The sequence below is a fragment of the Nocardia sp. NPDC055002 genome (assembly GCF_053608825.1).
Genome location: NZ_JBSGWE010000001.1, coordinates 592008 through 618189, shown reverse-complemented (window position 1 = coordinate 618189; position 26182 = coordinate 592008). Strand labels below are relative to the sequence as shown.

At 66.3% G+C, this 26182-nt stretch carries 28 protein-coding genes; 18 read left to right on the top strand and 10 right to left on the bottom strand.

What is annotated here, in order from left to right; all coding sequences use genetic code 11:
• Positions 1 to 22: 22 nt before the first annotated feature.
• Genes ACWF99_RS02975 through fabD form a run of 12 tightly spaced genes read left to right on the top strand, consistent with a single transcriptional unit; the run spans position 23 to position 11889 of the window.
• The gene (locus ACWF99_RS02975) at positions 23 to 349 is read left to right on the top strand and encodes a TcmI family type II polyketide cyclase (RefSeq protein ID WP_378629510.1); all 327 of its coding nucleotides are present in this window, start codon (positions 23 to 25) and stop codon (positions 347 to 349) included.
• The gene (locus tag ACWF99_RS02970; RefSeq protein WP_452534319.1) at positions 346 to 1623 is read left to right on the top strand and encodes a beta-ketoacyl-[acyl-carrier-protein] synthase family protein; all 1278 of its coding nucleotides are present in this window, start codon (positions 346 to 348) and stop codon (positions 1621 to 1623) included. Before ACWF99_RS02975 ends, ACWF99_RS02970 begins: the two co-directional genes overlap by 4 nt.
• Entirely contained in the window at positions 1620 to 2843 is a 1224-nt protein-coding gene (locus ACWF99_RS02965) for a ketosynthase chain-length factor (protein WP_452534318.1), read from the top strand. The genes ACWF99_RS02970 and ACWF99_RS02965 overlap by 4 nt, the downstream gene beginning before the upstream one ends.
• A gap of 14 nt (positions 2844 to 2857) precedes the next feature.
• Positions 2858 to 3121, top strand: a complete 264-nt coding sequence (locus tag ACWF99_RS02960; RefSeq protein ID WP_056819520.1) for an acyl carrier protein — start codon at positions 2858 to 2860, stop codon at positions 3119 to 3121.
• 33 nt (positions 3122 to 3154) lie between these two features.
• Complete coding sequence (gene fabG, locus ACWF99_RS02955; protein WP_378629504.1) at positions 3155 to 3937, top strand: 3-oxoacyl-ACP reductase FabG; 783 nt, start codon at positions 3155 to 3157, stop codon at positions 3935 to 3937.
• 29 nt (positions 3938 to 3966) lie between these two features.
• Positions 3967 to 4911: an aromatase/cyclase gene (locus tag ACWF99_RS02950; protein ID WP_452534316.1), complete on the top strand. Its 945-nt coding sequence runs from the start codon at positions 3967 to 3969 to the stop codon at positions 4909 to 4911.
• Positions 4892 to 6847 (top strand): SDR family oxidoreductase, encoded by a 1956-nt coding sequence (locus ACWF99_RS02945; RefSeq protein WP_452534314.1) that lies wholly within the window; start codon positions 4892 to 4894, stop codon positions 6845 to 6847. Before ACWF99_RS02950 ends, ACWF99_RS02945 begins: the two co-directional genes overlap by 20 nt.
• A gap of 35 nt (positions 6848 to 6882) precedes the next feature.
• Entirely contained in the window at positions 6883 to 8454 is a 1572-nt protein-coding gene (locus tag ACWF99_RS02940) for an acyl-CoA carboxylase subunit beta (protein WP_452534312.1), read from the top strand.
• Positions 8451 to 8660 carry an acyl-CoA carboxylase epsilon subunit gene (locus ACWF99_RS02935; RefSeq protein WP_449987122.1) on the top strand — a complete coding sequence of 70 codons (210 nt, stop codon included), beginning with the start codon at positions 8451 to 8453 and terminating at the stop codon, positions 8658 to 8660. Before ACWF99_RS02940 ends, ACWF99_RS02935 begins: the two co-directional genes overlap by 4 nt.
• Before the next feature lie 14 nt (positions 8661 to 8674).
• Complete coding sequence (locus tag ACWF99_RS02930) at positions 8675 to 9694, top strand: LLM class flavin-dependent oxidoreductase (RefSeq protein WP_452534310.1); 1020 nt, start codon at positions 8675 to 8677, stop codon at positions 9692 to 9694.
• A complete protein-coding gene (locus ACWF99_RS02925) occupies positions 9687 to 10904 on the top strand; it encodes an MFS transporter (RefSeq protein WP_452534308.1) in 1218 nt (405 codons plus the stop codon). Before ACWF99_RS02930 ends, ACWF99_RS02925 begins: the two co-directional genes overlap by 8 nt.
• A 31-nt stretch (positions 10905 to 10935) precedes the next feature.
• Positions 10936 to 11889 carry an ACP S-malonyltransferase gene (fabD, locus tag ACWF99_RS02920; RefSeq protein WP_452534306.1) on the top strand — a complete coding sequence of 318 codons (954 nt, stop codon included), beginning with the start codon at positions 10936 to 10938 and terminating at the stop codon, positions 11887 to 11889.
• A gap of 849 nt (positions 11890 to 12738) precedes the next feature.
• On the opposite strand, the gene ACWF99_RS02915 is transcribed toward fabD, so the two are convergent.
• Together ACWF99_RS02915 and ACWF99_RS02910 are read right to left on the bottom strand one after the other, a co-directional pair.
• Entirely contained in the window at positions 12739 to 13509 is a 771-nt protein-coding gene (locus ACWF99_RS02915) for an SDR family NAD(P)-dependent oxidoreductase (RefSeq protein WP_452534304.1), read from the bottom strand.
• 378 nt (positions 13510 to 13887) lie between these two features.
• Positions 13888 to 14790 carry an MBL fold metallo-hydrolase gene (locus ACWF99_RS02910; RefSeq protein WP_452534302.1) on the bottom strand — a complete coding sequence of 301 codons (903 nt, stop codon included), beginning with the start codon at positions 14788 to 14790 and terminating at the stop codon, positions 13888 to 13890.
• 90 nt (positions 14791 to 14880) lie between these two features.
• On the opposite strand from ACWF99_RS02910, the gene ACWF99_RS02905 reads away from it, so the two are divergent.
• Positions 14881 to 15345 carry a tautomerase family protein gene (locus ACWF99_RS02905; protein WP_452534300.1) on the top strand — a complete coding sequence of 155 codons (465 nt, stop codon included), beginning with the start codon at positions 14881 to 14883 and terminating at the stop codon, positions 15343 to 15345.
• Positions 15346 to 15395: 50 nt separating this feature from the next.
• Positions 15396 to 15824, top strand: a complete 429-nt coding sequence (locus ACWF99_RS02900) for an SCP2 sterol-binding domain-containing protein (protein WP_452534298.1) — start codon at positions 15396 to 15398, stop codon at positions 15822 to 15824.
• 59 nt (positions 15825 to 15883) lie between these two features.
• Here the strand turns inward: ACWF99_RS02900 and ACWF99_RS02895 are convergent, their stop codons facing one another.
• Positions 15884 to 16540, bottom strand: coding sequence for a TetR/AcrR family transcriptional regulator (locus ACWF99_RS02895; RefSeq protein ID WP_452534296.1), 657 nt, complete (start codon positions 16538 to 16540; stop codon positions 15884 to 15886).
• Positions 16541 to 16614: 74 nt separating this feature from the next.
• On the opposite strand from ACWF99_RS02895, the gene ACWF99_RS02890 reads away from it, so the two are divergent.
• On the top strand, positions 16615 to 17538 hold the full coding sequence (locus tag ACWF99_RS02890; RefSeq protein WP_452535297.1) for an alpha/beta hydrolase: 924 nt from the start codon (positions 16615 to 16617) through the stop codon (positions 17536 to 17538).
• Positions 17535 to 19055: a class I adenylate-forming enzyme family protein gene (locus ACWF99_RS02885; protein WP_452534294.1), complete on the top strand. Its 1521-nt coding sequence runs from the start codon at positions 17535 to 17537 to the stop codon at positions 19053 to 19055. The genes ACWF99_RS02890 and ACWF99_RS02885 overlap by 4 nt, the downstream gene beginning before the upstream one ends.
• A gap of 203 nt (positions 19056 to 19258) precedes the next feature.
• Here the strand turns inward: ACWF99_RS02885 and ACWF99_RS02880 are convergent, their stop codons facing one another.
• The 6 genes from ACWF99_RS02880 to ACWF99_RS02855 form a co-directional block, all read right to left on the bottom strand.
• A complete protein-coding gene (locus ACWF99_RS02880; RefSeq protein ID WP_452534292.1) occupies positions 19259 to 19582 on the bottom strand; it encodes a hypothetical protein in 324 nt (107 codons plus the stop codon).
• Between the two features lie 393 nt (positions 19583 to 19975).
• The gene (locus ACWF99_RS02875) at positions 19976 to 20491 is read right to left on the bottom strand and encodes a DUF3558 domain-containing protein (RefSeq protein ID WP_452534290.1); all 516 of its coding nucleotides are present in this window, start codon (positions 20489 to 20491) and stop codon (positions 19976 to 19978) included.
• A 72-nt stretch (positions 20492 to 20563) separates the two neighbouring features.
• Positions 20564 to 21610, bottom strand: a complete 1047-nt coding sequence (locus tag ACWF99_RS02870) for a HEAT repeat domain-containing protein (RefSeq protein WP_452534288.1) — start codon at positions 21608 to 21610, stop codon at positions 20564 to 20566.
• Complete coding sequence (locus ACWF99_RS02865; RefSeq protein ID WP_452534286.1) at positions 21591 to 22919, bottom strand: putative toxin; 1329 nt, start codon at positions 22917 to 22919, stop codon at positions 21591 to 21593. Before ACWF99_RS02865 ends, ACWF99_RS02870 begins: the two co-directional genes overlap by 20 nt.
• Before the next feature lie 2 nt (positions 22920 to 22921).
• Positions 22922 to 23224, bottom strand: a complete 303-nt coding sequence (locus tag ACWF99_RS02860) for a WXG100 family type VII secretion target (protein WP_452534284.1) — start codon at positions 23222 to 23224, stop codon at positions 22922 to 22924.
• Positions 23224 to 23547: a WXG100 family type VII secretion target gene (locus tag ACWF99_RS02855; RefSeq protein WP_452534282.1), complete on the bottom strand. Its 324-nt coding sequence runs from the start codon at positions 23545 to 23547 to the stop codon at positions 23224 to 23226. The genes ACWF99_RS02860 and ACWF99_RS02855 overlap by 1 nt, the downstream gene beginning before the upstream one ends.
• A gap of 99 nt (positions 23548 to 23646) precedes the next feature.
• On the opposite strand from ACWF99_RS02855, the gene ACWF99_RS02850 reads away from it, so the two are divergent.
• Complete coding sequence (locus tag ACWF99_RS02850; RefSeq protein WP_452534280.1) at positions 23647 to 24078, top strand: hypothetical protein; 432 nt, start codon at positions 23647 to 23649, stop codon at positions 24076 to 24078.
• A 466-nt stretch (positions 24079 to 24544) separates the two neighbouring features.
• On the opposite strand, the gene ACWF99_RS02845 is transcribed toward ACWF99_RS02850, so the two are convergent.
• Positions 24545 to 24850: a carbohydrate-binding module family 14 protein gene (locus tag ACWF99_RS02845; protein ID WP_452534278.1), complete on the bottom strand. Its 306-nt coding sequence runs from the start codon at positions 24848 to 24850 to the stop codon at positions 24545 to 24547.
• Positions 24851 to 25014: 164 nt separating this feature from the next.
• Here ACWF99_RS02845 and ACWF99_RS02840 point away from each other — a divergent pair, with 164 nt between their 5' ends.
• On the top strand, positions 25015 to 25899 hold the full coding sequence (locus ACWF99_RS02840; RefSeq protein ID WP_452534276.1) for a hypothetical protein: 885 nt from the start codon (positions 25015 to 25017) through the stop codon (positions 25897 to 25899).
• The last annotated feature ends 283 nt before the right edge of the window (positions 25900 to 26182 follow it).

Below are 26182 nucleotides of genomic sequence, written 5' to 3'. Positions count from 1 at the left end.
CATCCGAGAGAAGGGGAAGTCAATGTTCAGCACACTGATCGTGGCCCGCATGGACCTCGCGTCCGCGGGCGATGTCGCCGGACTGTTCCGGGAATTCGACACCACCGAGCTGCCACACCGGATGGGCACGCGCCGCCGCCAGCTCTTCCACTACCGCGGCCTGTACTTCCACCTGCAGGACTTCGACGAAGACAACGGCGGCGAACGGATCGAGGACGCCAAGACCGACGAGCGCTTCGTGCGCATCAGTCAGGATCTCAAGCCGTTCATCGAGGCCTACGACCCGAAGACCTGGCGCTCACCCGCTGACGCGATGGCGCACCGCTTCTACGACTGGAACGCACGATGAGCGCGCCCGAACGTCGCGTGGTGATCACCGGCGTCGGGGTCTGCGCCCCCGGCGGGGTGGGAACGAAGAGCTTCTGGGACCTGATCTCCAACGGCCGCACCGCGACCGGACGGATCTCGCTGTTCGATCCGGCGCCGTTCCGGTCCCAGGTGGCCGCCGAGATCGACTTCGACCCCGAATTACACGGCCTGACCCCGCAGGAGATCCGGCGGATGGACCGGGCGGCGCAGCTGGCGGTGGTCAGTGCCCGCGAGGCGGTCGCCGACAGCGGGCTCGAGTTCGACGATATCGACCCGTTCCGGACCGGTGTCACCATCGGCAGCGCGGTGGGCGCCACGATGGGCCTCGATGAGGAGTACCGCACCGTCAGTGATGGTGGGCGGCTGGAACTGGTCGATCACAACTACGCGGTGCCGCACCTCTACAACTACTTCGTCCCGAGTTCGTTCGCGACCGAAGTGGCCTGGGCGGTCGGCGCGCAGGGACCGTCGACCGTGGTGTCCACCGGGTGCACTTCCGGTCTGGACGCGGTCGGCTACGCCGCGGACGTGCTGCGCGAAGGTGGCGCGGACGTGATGATCGCCGGCGCCACCGATGCCCCGATCAGCCCGATCACGGTGGCCTGCTTCGACGCGATCAAGGCGACCACCCCGCGCAACGACGATCCCGCGCACGCCTCGCGGCCCTTCGACGCCAGCCGCAACGGCTTCGTCCTCGGCGAGGGCGCGGCGGTGTTCGTGCTCGAGGAACTGGAGAGCGCGCGCAAACGCGGCGCGACGATCTACGCCGAGCTGGCCGGACACGCCACCCGATCCAATGCCTTCCACATGACCGGTCTGCGCCCGGACGGCAAGGAGATGGCCGAGGCGATCCGCACCGCACTCGGCCAGGCACGGATCGACGGCACCGAGATCGACTACATCAACGCGCACGGCTCCGGCACCAAACAGAACGACCGGCACGAGACCGCCGCGGTCAAGCGCGTTCTCGGCGATCACGCGTACCGCACGCCGATGAGCTCGATCAAGTCGATGGTCGGGCATTCGCTCGGCGCGATCGGCTCGATCGAGATCGCGGCGTCGGTGCTGGCATTGGTCAACAACGTGGTGCCGCCCACGGCGAACCTGCACAATCCCGACCCCGAATGCGATCTGGACTACGTGCCGTTGACCGCGCGCGACCACCAGGTCGACGTGGTGCTGTCGGTGGGCAGCGGGTTCGGTGGGTTCCAGAGCGCGGTCGTGCTCGCCGATCCCTTCCGGAGCCGACGATGAGCGCCGCGGTGGTGACCGGGCTCGGCGTCGCCGCGCCGACCGGTCTCGGGCTGGAAGAGTACTGGCGCACCACGCTGGCCGGGCGCACCGGGATCCGCCGGGTCACCCGGTTCGACCCCGCGTCCTATCCCGCGCAATTGGCGGGGGAGATCACCGGATTCGAGGCCGAGGAGTACCTGCCGGGCAGGCTGTTGCCGCAGACCGACCGGATGACGCGGCTGGCTCTGGTGAGCGCGGACTGGGCCTTCGCCGACGCCGGCGTGCGACCCGACGAGCTGCCCGACTACGCCGCGGGCGTGATCACCGCCAGCAGTTCGGGTGGCTTCGAGTTCGGGCAGAACGAACTGCGCGCCCTGTGGAGCAAGGGCGGCGAGTACGTGAGCGCCTACCAGTCCTTCGCCTGGTTCTACGCGGTCAACAGCGGACAGATCTCGATCCGCAACGGACTGCGCGGGCCGAGCAGCGTGGTGGTCAGCGACCAGGCCGGTGGGCTGGACGCGGTGGCCCAGGCGCGCAGGCAGATCCGGCGCGGTACCTCGCTGGTGGTGACCGGCGCGGTCGACGCCTCGATCTGCCCGTGGGGGTGGGTGGCACAGCTGGCGGGCGGCGGATTGAGCACCGTCACCGACCCGGACCGCGCCTACCTGCCGTTCGACGCGCAAGCAGGCGGCTACGTCCCCGGTGAGGGTGGCGCGCTGCTGGTCCTCGAAGACGCCGAGCACGCCAGACAACGCGATGCGCCGCAGATCTACGGCGAGATCGCCGGGCACGCGGCGACCGTCGACCCACGTCCAGACGGTCCGGGTGAGCCCGGATTGCGCAGGGCGATCGAACTCGCCCTCGGCGACGCGGGGATCACGCCCGCCGAGATCGACGTCGTCTTCGCCGACGCCGCGGGGATCGCCGATCTCGACCGGATCGAGGTCGACGCCCTGGTCGCGGTGTTCGGTGCGCGCGCTGTGCCGGTGACCGCACCGAAAACCATGACCGGACGGCTCTATTCGGGTGCGGCGCCGCTGGATCTGGCCGCCGCCTTCCTGTCGATCCGCGACGGGGTGATCCCGCCGACCATCGGCACCGACCTCGCCGCGCACTACCAGCTCGACCTGGTCACCGAGGCCAGGCCCGCACCCGTGCGGACCGCGCTCGTGCTCGCCCGCGGTGCGGGCGGGTTCAACTCCGCCATGGTCGTTCGCGGCCCCGAACACCTTCGCCCCTGAGGAAAGGAAAGCCCGTGTCGACATCGTTCACACTCGACGATCTGCGCCGCATCCTACGAGAAGGCAGCGGCGACAGCCCCGGCCTCGACGGCGAATTCGCCGACATCGAGTTCGAAGACCTCGGCTACGAGTCGCTGGCGCTGCTCGAGACCACCGGCCGGATCAAGCGCGAATTCGGCGTCACCCTCGATGACGACGCCGTCGTCGCCGTGACCACGCCACGCGCGCTGGTCGACCTGGTCAACGAACAGCTACTCGAAGCGCCACAGCCCAGCTGAGCGCGAAACCGACTGCCCGACAGGAGAACAGACATGACCAACGACGACAAGGTAGCCCTGGTCACCGGCGCCACCAGCGGCATCGGACTGGCCTCGGCCCGTCAGCTGGCCGGGCAGGGACACCGGGTGTTCCTGTGCGCACGCAACAAGGAAGCCGTCGCCGACACCGTCGCACAATTGCGGGGCGAGGGCTTCGATGTGGACGGCACCACCGCCGATGTCCGTGCCGCCGAAGACATCTCGGCGTTCGTGCGGGCCGCGGTCGACCGGTACGGCCCGGTGGACGTGCTGGTCAACAACGCGGGCCGCTCCGGCGGCGGCGTCACCGCCGACCTCACCGAGGAACTGTGGTCCGACGTGATCGCGACCAACCTCAATAGCGTGTTCCTGGCCAGCCGCGAGGTACTCACCACCGGCGGCATGCGAGACAAACAGCGCGGCCGCATCATCAACATCGCCTCCACGGCGGGCAAGCAGGGCGTAGTGCTCGGGGCACCGTACTCGGCGTCCAAGCACGGCGTCGTCGGGTTCACCAAGGCACTCGGCAACGAGCTGGCCCCGACCGGGATCACGGTCAACGCCGTGTGCCCCGGTTACGTGGAAACACCGATGGCGCAACGGGTTCGGTCCGGCTACGCCGCGGCCTACGACACCACCGAGGACGCCATCCTCACCAAGTTCCAGGCCAAGATCCCGCTCGGCCGCTACTCCACCCCCGAAGAGGTGGCCGGCCTGGTCGGCTACCTGGCGTCCGATCTGGCCGCCTCCATCACCGCGCAGGCGCTCAACGTCTGCGGCGGACTCGGCAACTTCTGATTCCGGCCGACGAGCACCAGGAGACTTCCATGACGACGCAGACCACCCGCGAGGTCGAGCACACGATCACCGTGGCGGCCCCGCCGACCGAGGTGTACCGGCTCTTGGCCGAGGTCGAGAACTGGCCGCGGCTGTTCCCGCCTTCGGTGTACGTGACCCGGCTCGAACACCAGGGCAACGAGGAACGCATCCAGATCTGGGCCACCGCCAACGGCGAACCCAAGACCTGGATCTCGCGCCGCGTGCTCGATCCCGAGCAACTGCGGATCACCTTCTGGCAGGAGGTATCCGCGCCCCCGGTGGCCCAGATGAGCGGCACCTGGATCATCGAACCGCGCGAGGACGGCACCGAGCTGCGGCTGCTGCACTCCTACCGGGCCGTCGACGACGATCCTGATGGGCTGGCGTGGATCGAGAAGGCGGTCGACGACAACAGCCGCGCCGAACTGCCCGGCCTCAAGGCCGCGGTGGAGTCGGCGGTGCGCACCGCCGACCTGACCCTGTCGTTCGTCGACTCGGTCGAGATCGCCGGTGCGGCAAGCGATGTCTACGACTTCGTCAACGAGGCGAACCTGTGGACCGAGCGGCTGCCGCACGTGGCCTCGGTGCAGCTGACCGAGAACACCCCCGGTGTGCAGGTACTGCGGATGGACACCCTGACCAAGGACGGATCGAGCCACACCACCGAATCGGTTCGGGTCTGCTTCCCGCAGCACCGGATCGCCTACAAGCAGACCACCCTGCCCGCCCTGATGGCCCTGCACACCGGCTACTGGGAGTTCCGGACCAACCCCGACGGCACGACCACCGCGTCCTCGCAGCACACGGTGATCATCGAGGCGACACGGATCACCGAGATCCTCGGCCCCGACGCCGGGGTGCCCGAGGCGCGGACCTTCCTGCGCGAGGCGCTCGGGGGCAACAGCCGGGCCACGCTGAACCACGCCAAGAACTATGCCGAAGCCCGTCGATGACACCGACGTCCTGATCGTCGGCGCGGGGCCGGTCGGGTTGCTGCTCGCGGGCGATCTGGCCGGCGCGGGCGTCCGCGTCACGGTGGTGGAACAGCGGATCACCCCCACCACCGAATCGCGGGCCTCCACCCTGCACTCCCGCACCATGGACGTGCTCGCCGAGCGGGGCGTGCTCGATCGGCTCGGGCCGCTGCCCGACGGCGGACCGGGACACTTCGGCGGACTGCGCCTGGATCTGACCGAAGCCGATCCGGCCCACCGGTTCTCGGGCCAGTGGAAGTGCCCGCAGGTCCGGCTGGAAGCGGTGCTACAGGAACGAGCGCTCGAGGCGGGCGCGGGGCTCCGGCGTGGGCACCGAGTCACCACCCTGACCGCGCAGGCGGGCGGTGTGCTGATCGACACCGTCACCCCGGACGGCGAACGGCACACCCACCGGGGCGTCTACCTCGTCGGTTGCGATGGGGAACGCAGCACCGTGCGCGAGCTGGCCGGCCTCGAGCTGGCGGGTCTCGAGGCCGGGCGGGAGATGCTGCGAGCCGACGTGGCCGGAATCGACATCCCGGCCCGTCGTTTCGAACGACTCCCGCACGGGCTGGCAGTGTCCTCGCGCTGGCCCGACGGCAGCACCAGGGTGATGGTGCACGTCTACGGCGCCGCACCCCGCGCCGGGGGCGGGGAACCGGAGTTCGCCGAGATCGCCGACGCCTGGGAACAGGTGACCGGCGAGTCGATCGAACACGGAACACCGTTGTGGCGCAACGCGTTCGACGACACCAGCCAGCAGGTCACCCGGTACCGGCGCGGCCGGGTCCTGCTCGCCGGTGACGCAGCCCATCGGCAGATGCCGGTGGGCGGCCAAGCCCTCAATCTCGGCCTGCAGGACGCGGCCGACCTGTCGGGCCGGTTGATCGCCGCTGTCACCGGCACCGGTGGTGAGGCCGAACTCGACGACTATCACCGCACCCGGCACGCCGTTGGTGCCCGCACCCTGACCAACATCCGCGCCCAAACCCTGCTGCTGCTGGGCGGACCGGAGGTCGAACCCGCCCGGCAGCTGTTCGCCGAGCTCTTGCGCCTCGACGATGTCCGATCCCATCTCGCCCGCATGATCAGCGGCCTGCCCGGTCCCGGCGACCCGGCGCCCGCACCACCCGATTCCAAGGAGACACCGATGAGCCTGACGAACAAGACCGCCCTGGTCACCGGATCCAGCCGCGGCATCGGCCGCGCGACCGCCCGCCAACTCGCCGCCAAGGGCGCGCTCGTGGCCGTGCACTACGCGGACAACGAGGCCGCCGCCCGCGAGACCGTCGAGGTCATCGAGAACGACGGCGGCCGTGCATTTCCCGTGCGGGCCGAGCTCGGCACGACAGGCGGCGTGCACGAACTGTTCCTCGGCCTCGAACAGGGACTCAAGGAACGGACGGGGGAGACCACGCTCGACATCCTGGTCAACAACGCCGGTGTCACCACCCCGGCCGGCGTCGCCCCCGAGGACGTGACACCCGAGGACTTCGACCGGCTGTTCGCGGTCAATGTCCGCGCGCCGTTCTTCATCGTGCAGCGCGCTCTCGGCCTGCTGCCCGAAGGCGGGCGCATCATCAACATCTCCTCCGGGCTCACCCGATTCGCCAGCCCCGACCAGGTGGCGTACTCGATGACCAAGGGCGCGGTGGAACAGATCACGCTGCATTTCGCCCGGCACCTGGCACCGCGCGGGATCACCGTCAACAGCGTCGCGCCCGGCATCACCAACAACGGCAGCGCCGTGTTCGACATCCCGGAGGCGGTCGAGCAGATGGCGCAGTTCTCGGCGTTCAAGCGGGTCGGCGAGGCGGTCGACGTCGCCGATGTCGTCACCTTCCTCGCCACCGACGAAGCCCGCTGGATCACCGGCGCGTTCATCGACGCCACCGGCGGAACGCTACTCGGCTGACAGCACGGCCGCCGCCGACCACATCAGGAGATCCGATGACGACAGTGCAAGAACCCACCGGGTACACCCAACGGCTCGACGAACTCGACGCGCTCAAACGCGCCGCACGTCTGGGCCCCGACCCGGCCGCCACCGAACGCCAGCACGCCAAGGGCAAACTCACCGCCCGCGAACGCATCGACCTGCTCCTCGACCCCGGTTCGTTCGTCGAGGTGGAGCCGCTGCGCCGACACCGGGCCACCGGCTTCGGACTGGAGGCGCGCAGACCCCACACCGACGGCGTGATCACCGGGTGGGGAACCGTGGACACGCGCACGGTCTTCGTCTACGCCAGCGACTTCCGGATCTTCGGCGGCGCACTCGGCGAGGCACACGCCCAGAAGATCCACAAGATCATGGACATGGCCGTCACGGCGGGCGCTCCGCTGGTCTCGCTCAACGACGGTGCGGGCGCGCGCATCCAGGAGGGCGTGACGGCGCTGGCGGGCTACGGCGGGATCTTCCGCCGCAACACCAGGGCCTCGGGAGTCATCCCGCAGATCAGCGTCATGCTCGGGCCATGCGCGGGCGGGGCCGCGTACTCGCCGGCGCTCACCGACTTCGTCTTCGTGGTGCGCGACATCGCGCAGATGTTCATCACCGGCCCCGATGTGGTGCGCACCGTGACCGGCGAGCAGGTGACCCACGACGAACTCGGCGGCGCCGACATCCACGCCTCGGTCTCGGGGGTGGCGCATTTCGTCTACGACGACGAGCAGTCGTGCCTGTCCGATGTCCGCGCGCTGCTGTCGATGCTGCCTGCCAATAATCGGGAGCTGCCGCCGGTGGCGTTCACCGCCGACCCCGCCGACCGGCAGACCACGGCACTGACCGACCTGGTGCCGCTGGACGGCAACCGCCCCTACGACATTCGCGAGGTACTGTCCGAAATCGTCGACGACGGCGACTATTTCGAAGTACAGGCCACCTGGGCGACCAACCTGGTGTGCGCGCTGGCCCGGCTCGACGGCCACGTGGTCGGGGTGGTGGCCAGCCAGCCGATGAGCCTGGCCGGAGTACTCGACATAGACGCGAGTGAGAAGGGCGCGCGGTTCGTCCAGTTCTGCGACGCGTTCAATATTCCGTTGCTGACCCTGGTCGATGTGCCGGGGTTCCTGCCCGGCGTAGGACAGGAACACGCGGGCATCATCCGGCGCGGCGCGAAACTGCTTTACGCCTACTGCAACGCGACGGTGCCGCGAATCTCGTTGGTACTGCGCAAGTCCTACGGTGGCGCCTACATCGTGATGGACTCGCTGTCGATCGGCACCGACCTCGCGCTGGCCTGGCCGACCAACGAAATCGCCGTCATGGGCGCCGAGGCCGCCGCCGACGTGGTGTTCCGGCGCGAGATCGCCGCGTCGGAGAATCCCGCGGCCACCAGGGACCGCAAGATCGCCGAGTACCGCGAGGAACTCGTGCACCCCTACTACGCGGCCGAGCGCGGACTCATCGACGACGTGATCGACCCGCGCGACACCCGTGGCGTGCTGATCCGGGCCTTCGCCATGCTCGCGGGCAAGGACACCGATCTGCCCCGCCGCAAGCACGGGAACCCACCGCAATGAGCGTCGAGGACCCGGTGCCCTTCCTTCGCGTCGAGAAGGGCAGCGCCGACCCGGACGAACTCGGCGCGCTGCTCGTGCTGCTACTCGCCCGGCGACGGGCCGCCGCCGCGGCGCCGACCCCGACCAGGCCCGTCGCCCGCTGGCGGCGTCTGGAACGCCGACCCGCCTTCACCGACCCCCGCGCGTGGACCGGATCCACCCGCTGACGAACGGAGCCACCATGGACGTCGGACTGCTCTTCGACCTGCGCAACCCCGCACAGTGGCAGCGGCCGTGGGCCGACCACTACGCCCGCACTCTCGAGTTCTGTGAGGAGGCCGACCAGCGCGGTGCCGGCGGAGTCTGGTTCACCGAGCACCATCTGTTCGAGGACGGGTATCTGCCCCAGCCGCTCACCTTCGCCGCCGCGGCGGCGGCGCGGACCAAGCGGGTACGCATCGGCACCGCCGTCGTCCTGCCCGCGTTGCGCAAACCGGCCCAGCTCGCCGAGGAAGCCGCACTGGTCGACCTGATCAGCGGCGGCCGCCTCGAACTGGGTCTCGGCGCCGGCTACCGCCTGCCCGAATACCAGCTCTTCGACACCGATTTCAGCCGCCGGTTCGCTCGCACCGGCGACAACATCGCCGAGATCCAGCGGCTGTGGGCCACCGGCGGGATCACCCCGGCGCCGATCCAGGATCCCGTGCCGCTGTGGGGTGGGTTCTACGGTCCGCGCGGCGCCCGTCTGGCCGGGCGCCTGGGCATCGGATTCCTGCACATCTCGCACCAGCTGTTCCCGCTGTACCGCGAAGGACTCATCGAGGGCGGACACGATCCCGAGTCGGCGCGGGTCTCCGATCTGCTGCCGATCCTGCTGGCCGACGATCCCGAGGCCGCATGGGCGCGGGTGGCCCCACACCTCGCGCACCAGATGAACTCCTATCGTCAACTGTCGGTACAGGGCACCGACGCGCCACCGCCGCCCGTCCTCGAACTCGATCAGCTGCGCCAACGTCCCGACGACGGCTCCTTCGGTCTGCTCGAGATCCTCACCCCCGAACAGGCGGCGGCGCGGATCCACGAACGGGTGGCCGGTCTGCCGGTGCGGCACCTGATCTTCTGGGCCAGCATCGCCGGCATGCCCGATGACCTGGTCACCCGCCATATCGAGCTGGTGAGTGAACAGCTGCCGCCCTTGCTGGACAAGCAGTTCCAGCTCGCCACCGGCGGCGCGAGCTCGGCACGCAACGGCCATGGCTGAGGTGCGACCAGCGGCGCCGACCTGGGATCGGCGCCGCTGGGTTCTGCTGCTGGTGCTGTCGGGAAATATGATTCTCGACGCCATCGAGGGATCCATCCTGGTGCCGGCGCTGGGCGTGCTCACCACCGAACTGAACCGGTCGATCGGGCAAACCCAATGGCTGCTCAGCGGTTTCGCGGCGGGGTTCGCCGCGCTGCTCCTCGCCGGGCCCGCGCTGGCCGCCCGGTTCGGGCGCAGGCAGGTCTATCTCGTCGCCATGGCGACGTTCGCTGTCGCCTCGGCGATCGGCGGGCTCACCGACGACCTGGCCCTGCTCGTCGCCACCCGCGTGGTGAAGGGCGCCGCCGCCGCGCTGACCGCACCCGCCGGGCTGGCGGTGATCGCCGCGGAGTTCCCGGCCGGTGCCCAGCAGCGCCGCGCGATCTCGGTGTACGCGGTCTTCGGCGCGGCCGGATTCACCACCGGCCTACTGCTGTCGGGCTGGCTCACCGCGCTGGACTGGCACCTGCTGTTCGTGTTCCCCGCACCGATCGCGCTCGCCCTGCTCGTCGCCGCGTGGCGGGTGATCCCCGACCCACCGGTAGCCGCCCCGCCGCGGCTGTCGAAACCGTTGTTGCGCAATGGTTCACTGGCGCGGTCCGCCCTCGGTGCGGGGGCGCTCAACGGCGGCTACCTCGCACTGCTGGTGGTGATCGCGGTGCAACTGCACGAGTCCCTCGGTTGGGCGCCGTGGCAGATCGCCGTCGGTCTGCTGCCCGCGAGTCTGCCGCTGGCACTGTCGGTTCCGTTCGCGGGACGCTTCGTGCAGCGATACGGCACCGCGCGGCTGATCCTCGCCGGTGCGGTGGCGACACTGGCCGGGCATCTGCTGCTGTTCGCCCGACCCGAGATCCACAACTACGCGACCGACGCGCTACCGGTGCTTCTGCTGATCGAAGCCGGATTCGTCCTGTCGTTCGCCGCGCTGAACATGCAGTCGACCGCGACCGTGCCCGCCGAACTCCGCCCGATCGCGGTGCCGCTGTATCAAACCGGTGTCCAGTTCGGGGCGGCCTTCGTGCTGCCGATCGCGGTCGGGGCGGCGGCGGCCTTCGATGCCTACCGTCCCGCGGCGGGGTTGATCGCGGTCGCCGGGCTGCTCGCGGTCCTCGCCGCGAGCAGCGAACTGCGCGCATCCGCAACATCCGCACCGGCGAAAGCCGTGCCGTGACAAACACACTCACCTCGAGGAGGTCCCGCTCATGACCGTCGATGTCTTCATCCGAGAACAGCCCGACCAGCTGGCAACGGGCCCAAAGACCCTGGCACTGTTCCCCGGGCAGGGTTCTCAGCGGCCCGGCATGGCCGCGTGGATCACCGACTACCCGGTGGCCGAGGAGGTCTTCCGCCGCGCCGACGACGTTCTCGGTATCCCGCTGACCCAGCTGTGCGTCGACGGCACCGCCGAACAATTGCGGGCTACCGACGTGGCCCAGCCCGCGATCGTCGCCACCAGCCTGGCCCTCAGCGCGGTCCGCACACAGCGCGGACAGCCGCCCGCAGCGGTCGCCGGTCACAGCCTGGGGGAGTTCACCGCCCTGGCCGTCGCCGGAGTGCTCGACGAGGACACCCTCCTGCAACTGGTACGCCGCCGCGGCGAGCTCATGGCCGAGGTCTCCCGCCGCTACGACGGCGCGATGAGCGCCGTCATCGGCCTACCCGCCGAGCAGGTCGACGCGCTGTGTGCCCGCGTCACCTCGGGCGTTGTCGGCGTGGCCAACTACAACCAGCCGACCCAGACCGTGGTCTCCGGCGCCGCCACCGCCGTAGCCGACCTCGAGGACCTGGCCCGGTCCGCCGGCGCGGCGAAAGTGGTGCGGCTCAAAGTCGCCGGAGCCTTCCATTCGCCCCTGATGGCCGACATCGCCGCCGAATTCGGCGCCGAACTCGACCGCTACACCCTCCGGCCCCCGGTCGTTCCGGTGCTCAGTGCGGTCACGGCCGACTACGTCGCCGACCCCACCGAAATCCGCGCGCTCCTGCGCGGCCAACTGCTGGCCCCGGTCCGCTGGGTGGAGACCGTCCAACGGGCTGCCACCGACGGCTACGACGACCTGGTCGAACTGGGCCCCGGCCAGGTACTGACCGGATTCTCCCGCCGCATCGCCCCCGACGTCAGCTCGACGGCGATATCGAAACCCGAAGAGCAGGGCTAGCCGATGGGTCGGTCCGGCGGCTTACGCCAGACCGACGCATGGTTCTCGCTGTCGCCGGTGAACGGAGTACCGAGCCAGTCCGCGGTGCGCCCTCCAGCGACAACCCGGCCAACTGAGCCATCAGATCGCACTCCGCGGGCCAGACGTAGCGAAAGTGGCTGACGCCGTAGGTCACCGTGCCATCGGGTCGGTGTCGGTCAGTTGGGGTCGGCTGGAGCGGACGGCGGGCGGAGTGCTCGCGCCGGAGCCGTTGGCCGCGCTATGGCGGCCGATAAGTATCGGCTTGACAGGTCATGAATTCGGCACAGCGTTTCCGCAGGTTCCCGAAGGTGCCCGACTCTTCCCATGATTTCCCTGTTTCAGCAGGTAGATGCCTATCTGGTAGCCCTGAAGCTACCGGTCCCTTCCCCGAAGTTCCTGCGCAAACCCGCGTGCAAATCGTAGAAGAATCGTAGAAACACCCGTTGCGGGGCCGGTAGTCCATGATCGGGATGTCCGGGTCGAGGCACGCCGCCGGACGGATTTCAGACACTGTCGCGAGCCAGGATGACGGGATGGAAAGTCTGTCCCGACGGGATGTCGCAGGTTCGCGCCTTCGGCAGGGCACGCAGAACATGGGCAACCGTAAAACGCCTGGTCATCGCGAATTTCTACTCTCCCTGAACGATGCCGTGCCGTATACCCGAACTGCTGAGTGGAGGTCAGGTGCCGTTCCCTCTCGCTGGTCCGGCCCTCCCAGCCGCGCAACGCCGAACGCCCCGAGCTCGCACTCTCGATTGAACCGTGATCGAGCAACCTTCCCTCATAGCCGCCCGGAGGGGGCCGGGTTTGCGCCGAAGGTCGACGCCGTCACGCGGGCAGCCGGTTGATTTTGCGGATCTGTTTGTCGAAAATCCCAGCGGGGACCAGGCGGCGCATGGTGCTGACCCGCGCGCTTCGCCCTACGGGGTAGCGCGGTTTGGGCTTGGTATCGGTAGCTGCCGCCACGATCGCCTTGGCGACGAGGGCGGGGTCGTCACCGGCCTTGATCGAAGCGGCCACGTATTCCTCGAACACCCGTCGCTGCTGTGCGTAGGCATGGAGGGGTTGGTCGGGCTGCACGGTGTTGGCGTCGAATGCGGTGTTGGCAAAGGCAGGTTCGACGAGCAGAACCCGCACGCCGTACTCGCGGACCTCATGGTCGAGAGATTCGGAGTAGCCCTCGACTGCGTGTTTGGACGCGGCGTATACGGCCATGTAGGGCTGCGGAATGATCCCGAGAATGGAGGATAGGTTGACGATGCGGCCGCTGCCCTGCGCACGCATATGCGGCAAAGCCGCATTCGTCATGCGGATGACGCCGAAGACGTTGATGTCGAAGATATTCTGCGCCAGGGCAGCCGAGTTTTCCTCGGCAGGCGAACGTCTATTGTCGAGTGAGCTGTCGATGCAGTGAAGCGGGGTCAGCGGCGAGATCGGCCTTCCTATGCCTGCCATGCGACTGGACATGGGCCCTGACATGGAGGCGCTGTGGGCCACCGCCACCGGGCCACCCATCCCGGTTACCAACTGACCAACCAGCTGACGACGGCGCGACCAAGGATCAAGTGGAAGAACCGGTACAGGCTGGCGGACGCCCATGCCCAGTCACCCCCGCCCACCACAGTGACGTCGAAATCAGTGTTCCCGAATTGCCACCGGTGGATCAGGGCTGAGCCCTGATCCACTGACGAGGTTGGGTCACTCAAGCGTGGCGTATTACGAGAGTGCTCTCCTGCACAGGGAAAATATCAATTGCGAGGTCAACTTCCATCCGTTTAAGAGGGCGCCTCGTAAGTGAAACCTTTCACACGATCCGGCTGACCTTCGATGATCCGAAATTGGTGCCGGATGCTGTGTGATCCCGCGTTGCGGTTGGGCGAGTCTGCCGGCCTGCACGACCTCCTCGAGGAGATGTTGGCCTGAGCCAACTGGCCTCGCAATAACGAACCAGTCCTGCCGGAACCGAGGTCCGGTCGCTTAGCTCTCGGCTTGGATTCCGAGGTCGTTCGACGCCAAGACGTTGATGGCGGAGAACTGCAGTGTCCAGAGATTGCCGTGGTGTGGGTACTTCGCGACCACAGCGTCGACGATCTCGGTCGGAGACGACGCGCCTTCATAGGCGTCCGCGAAGTCGCGGATGTAGCTCCGAGTCTGACTGATCATTGTCTCCACAGCACGGTCATCCCCGTCGGGACGGCGATGACCGGCCACGATCATCTTGGGCGCAAGGCTTTCCACAACGTCGATGGTCTCGAGCCAGTCCCCCCACTCCTTGGGGCCTGAGAGTCCGAGCATGGGGTGGATCTCGTTGTAGATCGCGTCGCCCGCAACCACGAGGTCGATCGAGGGCACATGGACGATCGAGGTCGGGTGGATGTCGGCTTGCTTGACCTCGATGACGCGTAGCTCCGCCCCGTCGACCACGAGTGTGTTGCCCTCGAGAGGTTCGGGGAAGACCCCGCCGACGACGCAGGTGTCGCCGAACAGCAGCTCCCACTGGTCGCCCTGGATCTCCATCGTCTCGTGCATGGATTCCACGACGTGGGGCAGTGCGAAGCACCGGGCCTCGGGGAAGCGCTCGAGCAGCGGACCGATCCCGAGGTAGTGGTCAGGGTGGTCGTGTGTCACGTAGATAGTGGTCAGCTTCTTGCCGGTTCGTTCGATCAGATCGCCGAGGTCGCGCACATCCTCCTTGAGATAGAGGGCATCGATCAACACGGCTTCGGTCTCGCCGCTGATCAGCGTCGCCGTGGTAGGTGAGAACAGGCCTGACGGCATGATCTCGGGCATCTCCTCGAAGGGGACCTGCGGCCATCGGCCGACGAACACCGTGGCACGAACGGGGGGTCGGTACGTCGCATCGCTTTGAACTGTCGTCATTTTTCCTCCGTGGTTGACTGCTGCCGAGCATAATGATGTTATAACGTTGTTTCAAGAGGAGTCGCAAGTCACTGAAGGAGATGAGTCAGCATGCCGATGTGGCAGATCTTTGCCCCTGAAGGGGCGTACGACACCGCCGACAAGGAGGCCTTGTCGAGCGCTATCACCGACGTCTATGCCGACCTGGCCGGACTGCCGCGCTTCTACGTCGTGGTCGTCTTCGAGGAGCGTCGGCCGGGCACCATCTGGGTCGGCGGCAAACCGGCCGACAACTTCGTCCGTGTGGTCGTCGACCACATTGCGCGTCAGCTCGACACTCCGGAGCTGCGCGATCTGACGATGGAGATGTTCGAGGCGACGCTCGAGCCGTTCGCGAAGGATCGAGGGTTCGACTGGGAGATTCACATCGACGAGACGCCGATCGATTTGTGGCGAACTCAGGGGTTCGTGCCGCCGCCGGCCGAGTCCGAGCATGAGAAGCGGTGGGCCGAGGACAACGCGGCCTCGTCGTGGCAGGGCGAGGATGCCGGGACTTTCGCAGACCAGTTGACCTGAGCTCTCGCACGACCAACCCGATCCAGTTTCACAACCCGAGAAGGAATGACATGCCCACCAAGCCCACCGCCCCAGAGATGTTTCGCTTTATCGGCTCCACCTTCGAGGCCGCACGCTCGGACGAGGAAATCCTCGCCAGGATGAACGGAATCCAAGGGACTATGAAGGTGATCACCACCGACCCGGACGGAGTCCTCGTCATCGACATGGCTTCTCAGGAGGCGCGCGAGGGCAATGCCGACGAGGAGGCCGATGCGACACTTCGCATGTCCACGATGGCCGCGAACCTGTTCTGGCAGGGTGAGCTGAACATGCTTGCATCAATGACCCGTGGACTGGTGAGGGTACAGGGCAAGAAGACCTTGATTGTTCGGGTCCTGCCGATCGCGACCAAGCTCTTCCCGCTGTACATCCAGACCGTCATCGACGCGGGTCGCGAGGATCTGTTGGTCAAGAAGCCGAGCCCGGCCTCGCCCTGACGCCGAGAGGCCGACGTCGCCGCGCGGGTAGCGTCGGCCTCACGGGTGAACGGTCGGCCTCAGATCTTGGTCTTCGCGGTGGATGACATCGACTGATCCGGGTCATCGCCGTGGCCGGTCATAAAACTCACGGCTAAGGGGACCAAGACCTCGTCGACGGGGTCTGCGAAGCCCGCGAAGTGCCCGCTGAGCTCCAGTGAGATGTAACCGTGCACGAGGCTCCAGAGCTGAGCGGCAAGGTGGCGCCCGCTCGACGAGCGCACGCGGCCGGCCTCGACGGCCCGGTCGCAGGCTTTCGCCAAGGTAGCGAAAGACTGTTGGTACGCGGTTGCTCCAGTCGATAGTGCATCCCCGGCCAGCAGCTTGCCACGGGCTACGTCGCGGCTCTCGGGACCGAAGATCAGGTCGTAGAGGTGGGGGTTCTCGATGGCGAAACGCCGACACTCGATGGCCATCGAGAACAGGTCCGCGATGGCGTCGTCCGAGGGGTCGATGCCGCGCATGCGCGAGTCGAGTCGCGCGAATCCTTCCTCGACGACAGCGGTCATGAGCCCCGGTATGCCACCGAATGCCGAGTACAGCGCCATCGTCGTCAGGTCGGCCTCGGCGGTGACTGCCCGGGCCTTGATGGCCCCCGGTCCATATTCACCCAAGAGGCGGAGAGCCGCCTCGACCAAGGCGCCTCGGCGTGCCGGGAGAGTGTCGATCGTCGTCACGTCGCCATTCTCCCATAGGCGCCGCCACAGCCAGAACACTGATATAACGTAGTTATTGAACTGAGAGGCCAATGATGTCCAAGCACACCGCCTATCATCGCCAGACCATCACCATTCCGGTGGGTGACAGCTTCTGCACGGCGTGGCTGTACCTGCCTTCTGGGGTGCAGCGGCCTCCCGTTGTCGTCATGGGACACGGCATGGGGGCGACGCGCGAGATGCGCCTCGATGCCTACGCAGAACGATTTGCTGCCCGGGGGATCGCCAGCGTCGCCTTCACCTATCGCAATTTCGGCGACAGCGGTGGCACGCATCGCCAGGAGCTGAATGTGAAGGGCCAGTTGGAGGACTGGGAAGAGGTTCTCGCGCATGCACGGAGTCGTAACGACGTCGACGGCAGCCGCATTGCGATCTGGGGGACGTCGTTCGGCGGGGGCCACGCGATCACCATTGCTTCGCGTCACCCGGAGCTGGCCGCGGCCGTCGCGCAGTGTCCCTTCACCGACGGGCTGTTGACGGCGCTTCGCACGAGCCCTGGTGAGTCCCTTCGGCTCCAGGGGCGGTTTATCCGCGACCTGCTCGCCACCGCCACCCGGCGAGAGCCGGTCTGCCTCCCATTCGCAGGCGCGCACGGCGACGTCGCCATCATGACGGCGCCCGACGCATTGCCCGGATACCAGGCACTCGTGCCTGAGGGGGGAACCTTCGTCAACAGCACGAGGGCGCGTGCGATCCCGCGCATGATCAGGTATCGGCCGGGACGCCGAACGAAGAAGATCCAGATCCCTATCCTCTTCTGTGTCAGCAGCACGGACACGGTCGCCCCGGCCGGTCCGACGCTGAATTACGCTCACCGGGCTCCGCGCGGTGTGGTACGGACCTATGCGGCCGGACACTTCGACTTCTACACGGGTGAGCCGTTCGAGCAGCTCGTCGCCGAGCAGACGGAGTTCCTCGCCAAGCACCTGTCGCCCCAGACGCCGGAGGGCCTGCGATGACGTCTCGAGTGCCTGCGCTGGCCAACCACTTCGCGGCACTGTGTGACACCAGGGCGGACACGGACCCGGACGGTCCGGCGATTGGCGACGGGGTCGGGGTCCTGACGAATCGCGAGCTGCTCGCCCGCGTCGTCGCCGCCGGTGCTCAGCTCCGTGAGCTCGGCGCTCAGCCCGGCGACGTCGTGGCGCTCCGCCTCCCCAACTGTGTGGAGTTCATCGTCTTCCTGTTCGCCGCGTGGCGCATCGGATGCACGGTGACGCCGATCAACCCGGGGCTGATGGAGCATGAGCTGAGATACCAGCTCGACGATTCCGGCGCCACGGTCGTTGTCGACGTGGACGCGTCGACACCGGCTTCCGGTCGCTCGGTCATTGCCGTGCGCGACGCCCCCGCGCCCGGCGCCGACGCGAGTGGTGAACCGGTGGTGAAGGGCGACTCGCTGGCCCTCTTGATCTACACCAGCGGCACCACCGGACGGCCGAAGGGAGTGATGCTCACTCACGAGAACATCCTCGCCATGGCCACAATGGGCGCCAACTCTCTGGGTATCACCGCTGCCGATCGCAGCTTGCTGATCCTGCCTCTTTTCCACGTCAACGGAATCGTCGTCAGCGTCCTGACACCCATGCTCTACGGAGGGAGCACGATGGTCGCGGGACGTTTCGACCTCGCCACGTTCTTCGGCCTGGTTGCGAAGGCGCAACCTACATACTTCAGCGGCGTGCCGACGATCTTCTCCATGCTGTACAACGCCCCAGACCTCGGAGCGCTCGAGACGTCGTCACTGCGCTTCGGACTCTGTGGAGCAGCCCCAGCGCCCCACGGGCTGCTGGAGGCTTTCGAGGGTCGATTCGGTTTCCCGGTCGTGGAGGGGTACGGCCTGTCGGAGGGAACGTGCGCGTCCACAATCAATCCATGGGACGGGCGGCGAAAGCCCGGCACGGTGGGATTGCCCATGCCGGGGCAGGAGATCCGCATTGTGGGCGGAGACGGTACGGTCCTCGCCGCGGGGCTGACGGGTGAGGTTCAACTCAGAGGCGCCAACGTCATGGCGGGCTACCTCGGAAAGCCGGAGGAGACCCGCGCCGCGCTCGTGGACGGTTGGTTGAAGACCGGCGACCTCGGTCACCTGGACACCGACGGTTATCTCGTGATTGACGGGCGAGTCAAGGACATGATCATCCGCGGTGGCGAGAACATCTACCCGCGCGAGATCGAGGACGTCCTGGCAAGTCATCCGGACGTCATCGACGTCGCGGTCGTCGGGAGGCCGGATGAGAAGTGGGGCGAGATCGTTGCTGCGTTCATCACCACTGGTCACGACGGTGATCCGGCGCGCACCGTCGATGCTTTGGAGAGTCTGTGCGAAGCGCAGTTGGCTCCGTACAAGCGACCTGCTGTGATGTGGGTGCTTCCTGCCTTGCCCGTCAATCCTGTCGGCAAGATCGACAAGCTCCAACTCCGTTCGATGGCGTCCGACTCCCAGGTGTCGAAGGGGCCCCCGGTCAAAGACTGAACCCGGATCCAGTCGATTCGTGAGCGGTGATTTCGGTGGATCGCGGCGCATCCAACCCCCTCGATGCCCGCTCGAACGTTGACTCATTACGTGCACCACCCGAGGCCGCGTACACCTTCCTCCGGCCACGAACCCACACATCCGACCGTTGAATCAGCAGCCCAGCCGGATCGACGATGGAAGCCCCCATGTACTCGAAGCCGTCACTGCCACACAAAAACCACCGCATGGGCGATCGTGTGGTTGCGGTCCTTCAAACCGGCGTTCACAGCGGCAACCAAATCCGTCGGCGCCTTAGTGCATCGCGGGTTCAACCCGGCAGGGAAGTCCGGCGAAGGTGTCGCGGTCGCGGTGCGCTGCAACGGCGGCGCTGTGGTTGGCGGCGCTACTGTCGTGGGGTTGAGCTTCGCCGAGGTGGCGTCAGGCATGGTGGGCCACGACGGCTCCGACGTTGCGGCCGTGGGCGTCTCGTCGTCTTTTATGAGGTTGCCGGCGACGGCGAGAGCGATGAAGACTGCAACGACCACCTGCGCCGATCAGCCAGACGATACGGGTGTTGGGCTCTTCGGCGTCCGCCTCGGCGGGACCGGGGGGCGCGGAAAGTGTTGTTGACCGGGACTATTCACTTGTTCCCCCTGGAATTGTTGCGCACGGAAGCGGTACGGTTGCCGGTGGGGTGGTGTTAGCGTCGGCCCAGCTTCCGCAGTGGCGCAAAGTTGTTGTCGAGCAGACACTTCGCGGGGCGACGTGGTGCAGAAGCACGACACTATCGTCGTCGTGCACGGCGAACCGGCGGTCGCCTTCGGTGTTGTCGTCGTCCAGCCAGGGCCCAAAAATCGCCTCGCGGCGTGCTGGATTAGCTCGGCGGTTCGTAGCAGAGTTGTAGTCGCCGCGCCCCACCCTCGAGGTTGTCGAGTTCCTCAGGGCAGGCTGGTTACCAGGATGTTGGCGGCCTCCAGTGCGCGGGTGCACGGATCGGGTGGGTTGTGTGCCGCGGGGCTGTCGGAGGCTCGGATGTACACCGAGCCGCTACCGGCAGGAAGGACGATCTCGCACTCTCGGTCGGCCGTGCGGTCCTGAAAACCGGTGCGCCCGCCGACCGTGGTCTCGATGGCTGAGGGTTTTGTTTTCCTGACAGCCTCGAGCGGGAAGCTCGTGGAGAGAATGCCGAGGTGGTAGGCCCAAACCGCTTTCGAGTCCTGCCAGGTGCAGTACTTCCAGTCGGGTTGCTCGGTGGTGGTGGAGGTCTTGGTGTCTGGATCGATACCCATCTGTCGTAAGAGGTCTGGCGCGATCTTTGTGCAGGGGTCCCACAGGGCGGCAACAGCAAGTTCGGTGGATTCGGCCGGCTCCTCGGACCGGTCGGATGTCGATGTACATGCGCCGAGAGCAAGGGCCAGTGCTGCGATGAGTACTGCTGCTGTTGTTGATCGCACGTACGGTCCTGTCTGCGGGTGCGGTGACGCGAGGCGAGAGCCGAGCCGGCGCGTTTGCCGGACTATCTGGCTTCAGTCGGCCAGTTTCGCCAGTGCCTTGGTGGCTTGCTTGCGCGTGTAAGGGTCGGGGTCATCGAGATAGGACTCGATGACGGTTCGAGCGCCGGGCGCCTTCATCTGTCCGAGGGCCTCGATCGCGAAGTTGCGCGTGTGGGGATGTTCGAGGTGGGCGACCGCGATGTCCTTGGCTTCCGGCGTCGTGTGACGGCCGATGAAGCGTAGGAGGGCGGCGATGACAGGGTCGCCGGGTGGTTGTTCGGAGATCAGTGTCGCGACCAGGTCGAAGTCGCTGGGGCCTGCGATCGTGGTCAGGGCCGACCCAGCCCAGTAGCGGATGTCGTCGATCAGTGGGGGTCGTCGCCTTAGCTGGCGGACGAGCAGGTCGATGGCTCTGCGGTCGCCTTGGGCGGCGGGGTCGTTGAGGTTGCGGATGAGGTCACCGCGGATGCAGGCCTTGTGGTGTTCGGCGGTGTTGAAGCGGCCCCATTCCTCGGGTCCGGGAATTTTGTCATCGAGGTGTTCGAGCCAGTCGAGGAAAACCGGGATCGCGGGGGGGATCGTGGGGAGTTTCGCAAGGTCGCTGAGTCCGTAGGTTCGTACCCCGACCGCGGCGAGGTCGCGGACCAGCCGGATGTCGTAGCCGTTGCGGCCGTTGTGGAACCAGGCGGGCAGGTTGTCGAGCCAATCGTCGCCGTGCGGCATCCCGGGGTAGGTGAAGACCGCTGGCGTGGGGGAGGACCGGTCGGGTTCCGATCCAGCGCGGTGTTCGGTGCGCGCCGCCGTCGTTCCCGTGCTGGTGGTGTTGATGGCGAGTTGATGAATGTGTCGTGCCGCGAGGCGCTTTCGGTACTGGCGAAGGCTGGCAAGTATCTGAATTCCGCGGTGTCGCCAGTCCGCGAGATCAGCGTCAGCGCTCTGGAGGGCCGAATTCGTCGGGTCCTGGGGCTCGAGGGTCGCTTCGGCGATGCTGGTCTGCACGGTGTCGATGAACCGATCGAGTTCCTCGATGAGGTGGGCGAGGTCGTGCTCGCTCGGTGAGTCAGAGGTCGGCGTTGTCATCGAGTTCCTTTCGGATCAGCGTGATCTTGCCTTCGTCGACGAGCTTCTGGACATCTGGTGTGAGTGTGGTGCGGTGATCGGTGACCAGGATCGGTGAGTAGCCCTTGCCGTTGGCGTAGTCGACCATGTCCGTGATCTGCTCGGTGTCACTCTTGTCGAGCTTGTTCTTGTTCTTGACCTCGGTGACTTGGCCCAGCTGATCGTCGATGTGGTCAGGTATCCGGACCCGCCCGTTGACGACGACCTCCTCCTTCGAGCCGCGCGGAACCCCGGCGCGATCTTCGCCTTGCTGTCCGGTTTCGCCGCTGTCGCGGGTATCGCCGTTGTGGATCGGGTCGGTGTTGCGTGGTGTTCGTTCCATGATTCCGGTCAACAGCCGCGCCGAAGTGGTGGCGGTGGTGTAGATGCCGGTGTTGGAGTTGATCGCCGCGGCGACGAAGCCGTCGAGTTCGACCATGAGGGTGTCGAAATCGGTCGCTGCTTGGCGGATGAGGGCGTCTTTGGCCACGTCGTATCCGGCATCACCGGCCTTGCCCGCTGGAGCGGCTCCCGCGACATCCAACGAAATCAGCGCGGTGACCAGGCTGTTCAGGATTGCCTGGACCTGCTGGCGTTCGGTATCAGACTTTTCGCTGACTTCCGTACAGGCCGGTCGCAGAGCCTTGGCGAGACTTCCGGCGTCGCGGTAGGCGGTCGCGATCAGCGCGACTTCTTCGAGGACGGCGTCGATGTCGGTGGCGGTTTGGTCGTAGAGGTGGGTTTTGACCTCGCTGAACATCGTGGTCGCGTCGTCTTCGGCGCTCTGGCCGAACTCCTGGAACTTCTCTCCGGCGTTCTTGATTCGGGTGAAGTCGCAGTCCGGCCATTTCTTGGTGACCTTGTCGGCGATCTTGTCCCAGTGCGCGGGCCTGTCGCCGGTCCCGCCTGCCGAGATCTGTTTGGGGTGCAGGGCATCGACGATTTGGGTTGTGCTCGGGACTGCGGGTTGGTTGGCACCTGACTGGTTGGGATCGGTCGCCGACTCGTTGCTTTCATGATTGACGCCGAGTTGATGGACCTGTCGGGCGAGCTCGCCGGCGGCGATCGCACTGAGTGAGGCGAGCTCGAAGACGTCCGAGGCAGATTGGTCGTAGCTGCTCGACCACCGCACCCCCGCCTCATGGACTCCCGCCGACCGTGCGACATCGAGGCTGCCGTCCAGGGCTCGTAAGGCGGCCTCCAGATCGCGGCTGGACTGGGCGAGCCTGGCGGCCGCGGCGTAGTAGGCGGCGGGATCGATCTTGACTACGACTGAACCGGGAGTGGTCACGACTAGCCCGCGGACCGTCCGAGAATCTGCGCGTTGACCTGCTGCACCTGCGCGTAATTGTAGTGCGCGTTATCGATCGCGAGCCGGTGGCCGGCGAGCTGTTCGACCAAGCGAGCGCCTGTGGCCTGCCAGGTCGTATGTGCTTGCACGAACGCCTCGGCGGCGGCGCCGCTGAAACCCCCGTCTCGGAGTTCGGCGACGGTTGTCTTGGCTCCGGAGAGCTCGTCGGTCACCGCGCGCAGGAAGGCATCCAATGCTTTGGAGAACGCAGCCAGGTCATCGAGGTTGTAGCTGAACCCGCCCATCACGCGTCCCGCTCACTGCCTGGAGCTTGGATCTGGGTGATCGCGTTGCTGTTGGCGGTGTCGGTGGCCTCGAGCTGATCCGCCACGGTTGTCAGGTTCTCCGCCAGGCCGGTCATCTCGTCGATGAAGGTCCTGACATCGCCGAAGTCGCGTTGCCAGATCTGCTTCATCGACTCCGCGGCGCTTCCGGTCCATCCGTCGTACAGACTCGTGTTCTTGGTATCGATGTCACGAGCCGCCGCGGTCAGCGTCGCATGCAGGCTCACCAAACGCGTCGCCGCGGCACGAACCTTGTCCGGCGAGATCGATAACTCGTCCCCCATCTCGACCTCCCCATCCCCAGCATCAGCGTTGCCTCAACACTGTGCGTATCGTCGACGCACACACTAGTAGAGGCACGAGTAGCCGGGAAGTGGGCTCTGATGCAATGGCGGGAAAACGCCTCACAACAGACGCAAGACGATGTCGATGATCTGTTCGCCGACAGCCTGGACTTCGCCCAGACCGAACTGCGACAGCATCGATCGTTCTCCCCGTTCGCGTTCGTCGTCGATCACGACGGCCAGCGCACCGCGCGGATGACCGACAGCTCCACACCGTCGAAGGACGCCGTCCATGACGCGCTCACTTTCGACCACGACGCCCTACACCTGCGCGCGTTCGCGGTGACCATGGATGTCGACATCCCCGCCAGCGGTGAGGACGCAGTCGAGGTCCACGTCGAACACCGCGACGGAATCGCCATCGACCTCCTCGTCCCTTACACCTTGGGTGTAGACGGCAGTATTGAGCTGGACACCAGCCGGATCAGTGCCGCGCAAGGCCAACGTCGTATTTGGGGACTGCGGCTCTAGTGTTGTGAGTCGCGAGCTCGGCTATACCCCTTCTCCGTACTTCACTTGGGCTGGCGATAGCGAACGCGTCAGGCCGGTGCCGAGCGATAGGGGCAGCGCGATCCGAATTGATGTTGCTGAGTCGATACGGGCGAGCGGGGATCAGAACGATCGATCCCGCCCTGCTTCGGCTGACTCGTGTGGAGAAGGAGGGCACAGGTCATAGCGTCACCGATCCGTGTAGCAGTCCCGGATAGGCACCGGTCGTTTCTCGCTCGCGCGGCGATGCCGATCTTCCGCGAGCCAGTGACTTCTAAGCTGAGACTCGAACCCAGGACCGCCGCGCTCTCATCCTCGATCGTTTAGCGACATCAATCGCCAAGCGACGTACGTGGCACCAACGGAGGAAGATGAATACGCGGCGGTGCCACCGATAGATCACCCCTACCAGGGGATACGCCGAACTCCGTTGATACCTCAGCGATTACTACCGGAACCCAGTGGGGTCAACAAAATTTCCGGACTGGTAGCGGTCGGCCACCGCGCCGGCGCTGCTCGGCCAATCGCAGTACTGTGCATGCCGGTTCCAGTTCAGGCCACTCGGACACGTGTGCACGGTCGGAACTTTGTTCGAGCACTCAACGTACTTCGTCACGTCTCCGGGATACGGGAAGAGCCCGTCGGGTTCGGGACAGTTGAAGGCGGCGATGCCGACTCCGGTGTCCTCCGCGAGAGCAGACGACGCGGCAACGAGCGTGAGGGCGGAACTGAGCAGCAGTCCGGCTGTCGGCAAAGCGAGAACACGGGTGAATCGACTACCCGATCTGCGCCTTCCCCGCGCCCGAGTCCGAGCATCTCGATTGGGAAGCTGCCCTCGCCGGCAAACCGAGCGAGCACGATGTCCTTCCTTCGAAGGACGACTACTCCGACAGGTTCGATCCTGCCGCTTATGACCGGTTGGTCGCCCTCAACGAACGATTCAACAAGGCCGAGGATCTCGGCGTCGATACGCGCGCGTTCTTCTCCGGCTCCACCTATGCCTTCGAGAAGCTCTGGTTCGATGATGCTGGTGCGCCGCGTCTGGACTGCAAGTTGGGTCGATACTTCGCGTCCATAACGACGTCGGAGGATCTCGACAAGGAGCTGATGGACGCTCTGCGGCCTGACCGCGACGGTGTCGTAGCCCTAGCAGAGTTGCCACGTCGTTCGTGGTTGCACCAATCCATCGACAGGGACGGATCCACGATCGACCCGGTTATCGCCGGCTCCACCCGCGCTGCGGCCCTCTCGCACGCAACCGTTCTTCTCGTGGCACGCGGCACCGACCGCTACGACCTTCTACTGCCATTTCGCTCCGAGGCGGTCGCCACCCACGCCTACTTCAACCACGTCGCTCCCTCAGGAATCCTGTCTCCTCACTTCGAGCACCCGTCGCCGCCGATAGAAGAGTGTTCAGTGGAGCGAAATTTCCTCCGCGAGTGGGTGGAAGAGATCTATGCCCAAGATGCCTTCGAGCGTCCAGAAGCCATGGGCGCACCCGATCCGGAGTGCGCCCCCGAGGTGATCCGGCTCAAACAGGCGATCAGTGAGGGGCGCGCAGACCTCTACTACACCGGCGTGTCCGTCAACCTCATGACCTTGCGTCCAGAAATCTGTTTGGCGCTAGTAGTCCATGACCCCACCTGGTTGGCGCAGGAGACCCGGACCGCTCGGGAGTTCGGTCGCCCGATGGACCTGGGCTGGGAATACAGCAACCCCCAACAGCCGATCACAGGCTCTCCAGTAGCCAACGCACTGACGATCCACGTATCTGTCTCGAAGCCCCTGACTTCCGACCCGTGACCTCAGCAACCTTCGACCGCGGATACCTGGTACCCAACGCCGCTGCGGCAATACATCCAGCGCTGCGAATGCTCAAGACCTGGCCCACTCGCCCCAGAGCCGTTCCGCATCTCTAACTACAAGGCGTTCTTGGCATAGCCGCACTGTCGGAAATCGATCGATACTTCGACGCACGAACCCGACGTTGGCTCAGGAGCTGGACTGTGCCACGTTGAAGAGGCAACCTTGAGTTGAGCCCGAACATGTTCGGGCGCAGCGAGTTCCCCTGCGAGGTCGAGTATCG

Coding starts and splice junctions, on each gene's coding strand:
- ACWF99_RS02975 (WP_378629510.1), top strand. CDS start 23: ATGTTCAGCACACTGATCGTGGCCCGCATGGACCTCGCGTCCGCGGGC.
- ACWF99_RS02970 (WP_452534319.1), top strand. CDS start 346: ATGAGCGCGCCCGAACGTCGCGTGGTGATCACCGGCGTCGGGGTCTGC.
- ACWF99_RS02965 (WP_452534318.1), top strand. CDS start 1,620: ATGAGCGCCGCGGTGGTGACCGGGCTCGGCGTCGCCGCGCCGACCGGT.
- fabG (WP_378629504.1), top strand. CDS start 3,155: ATGACCAACGACGACAAGGTAGCCCTGGTCACCGGCGCCACCAGCGGC.
- ACWF99_RS02950 (WP_452534316.1), top strand. CDS start 3,967: ATGACGACGCAGACCACCCGCGAGGTCGAGCACACGATCACCGTGGCG.
- ACWF99_RS02945 (WP_452534314.1), top strand. CDS start 4,892: ATGCCGAAGCCCGTCGATGACACCGACGTCCTGATCGTCGGCGCGGGG.
- ACWF99_RS02940 (WP_452534312.1), top strand. CDS start 6,883: ATGACGACAGTGCAAGAACCCACCGGGTACACCCAACGGCTCGACGAA.
- ACWF99_RS02935 (WP_449987122.1), top strand. CDS start 8,451: ATGAGCGTCGAGGACCCGGTGCCCTTCCTTCGCGTCGAGAAGGGCAGC.
- ACWF99_RS02930 (WP_452534310.1), top strand. CDS start 8,675: ATGGACGTCGGACTGCTCTTCGACCTGCGCAACCCCGCACAGTGGCAG.
- ACWF99_RS02925 (WP_452534308.1), top strand. CDS start 9,687: ATGGCTGAGGTGCGACCAGCGGCGCCGACCTGGGATCGGCGCCGCTGG.
- fabD (WP_452534306.1), top strand. CDS start 10,936: ATGACCGTCGATGTCTTCATCCGAGAACAGCCCGACCAGCTGGCAACG.
- ACWF99_RS02915 (WP_452534304.1), bottom strand. CDS start 13,509: ATGGGCGTCCGCCAGCCTGTACCGGTTCTTCCACTTGATCCTTGGTCG.
- ACWF99_RS02910 (WP_452534302.1), bottom strand. CDS start 14,790: ATGACGACAGTTCAAAGCGATGCGACGTACCGACCCCCCGTTCGTGCC.
- ACWF99_RS02905 (WP_452534300.1), top strand. CDS start 14,881: ATGCCGATGTGGCAGATCTTTGCCCCTGAAGGGGCGTACGACACCGCC.
- ACWF99_RS02900 (WP_452534298.1), top strand. CDS start 15,396: ATGCCCACCAAGCCCACCGCCCCAGAGATGTTTCGCTTTATCGGCTCC.
- ACWF99_RS02890 (WP_452535297.1), top strand. CDS start 16,615: ATGTCCAAGCACACCGCCTATCATCGCCAGACCATCACCATTCCGGTG.
- ACWF99_RS02885 (WP_452534294.1), top strand. CDS start 17,535: ATGACGTCTCGAGTGCCTGCGCTGGCCAACCACTTCGCGGCACTGTGT.
- ACWF99_RS02870 (WP_452534288.1), bottom strand. CDS start 21,610: ATGACAACGCCGACCTCTGACTCACCGAGCGAGCACGACCTCGCCCAC.
- ACWF99_RS02860 (WP_452534284.1), bottom strand. CDS start 23,224: ATGGGCGGGTTCAGCTACAACCTCGATGACCTGGCTGCGTTCTCCAAA.
- ACWF99_RS02855 (WP_452534282.1), bottom strand. CDS start 23,547: ATGGGGGACGAGTTATCGATCTCGCCGGACAAGGTTCGTGCCGCGGCG.
- ACWF99_RS02850 (WP_452534280.1), top strand. CDS start 23,647: ATGCAATGGCGGGAAAACGCCTCACAACAGACGCAAGACGATGTCGAT.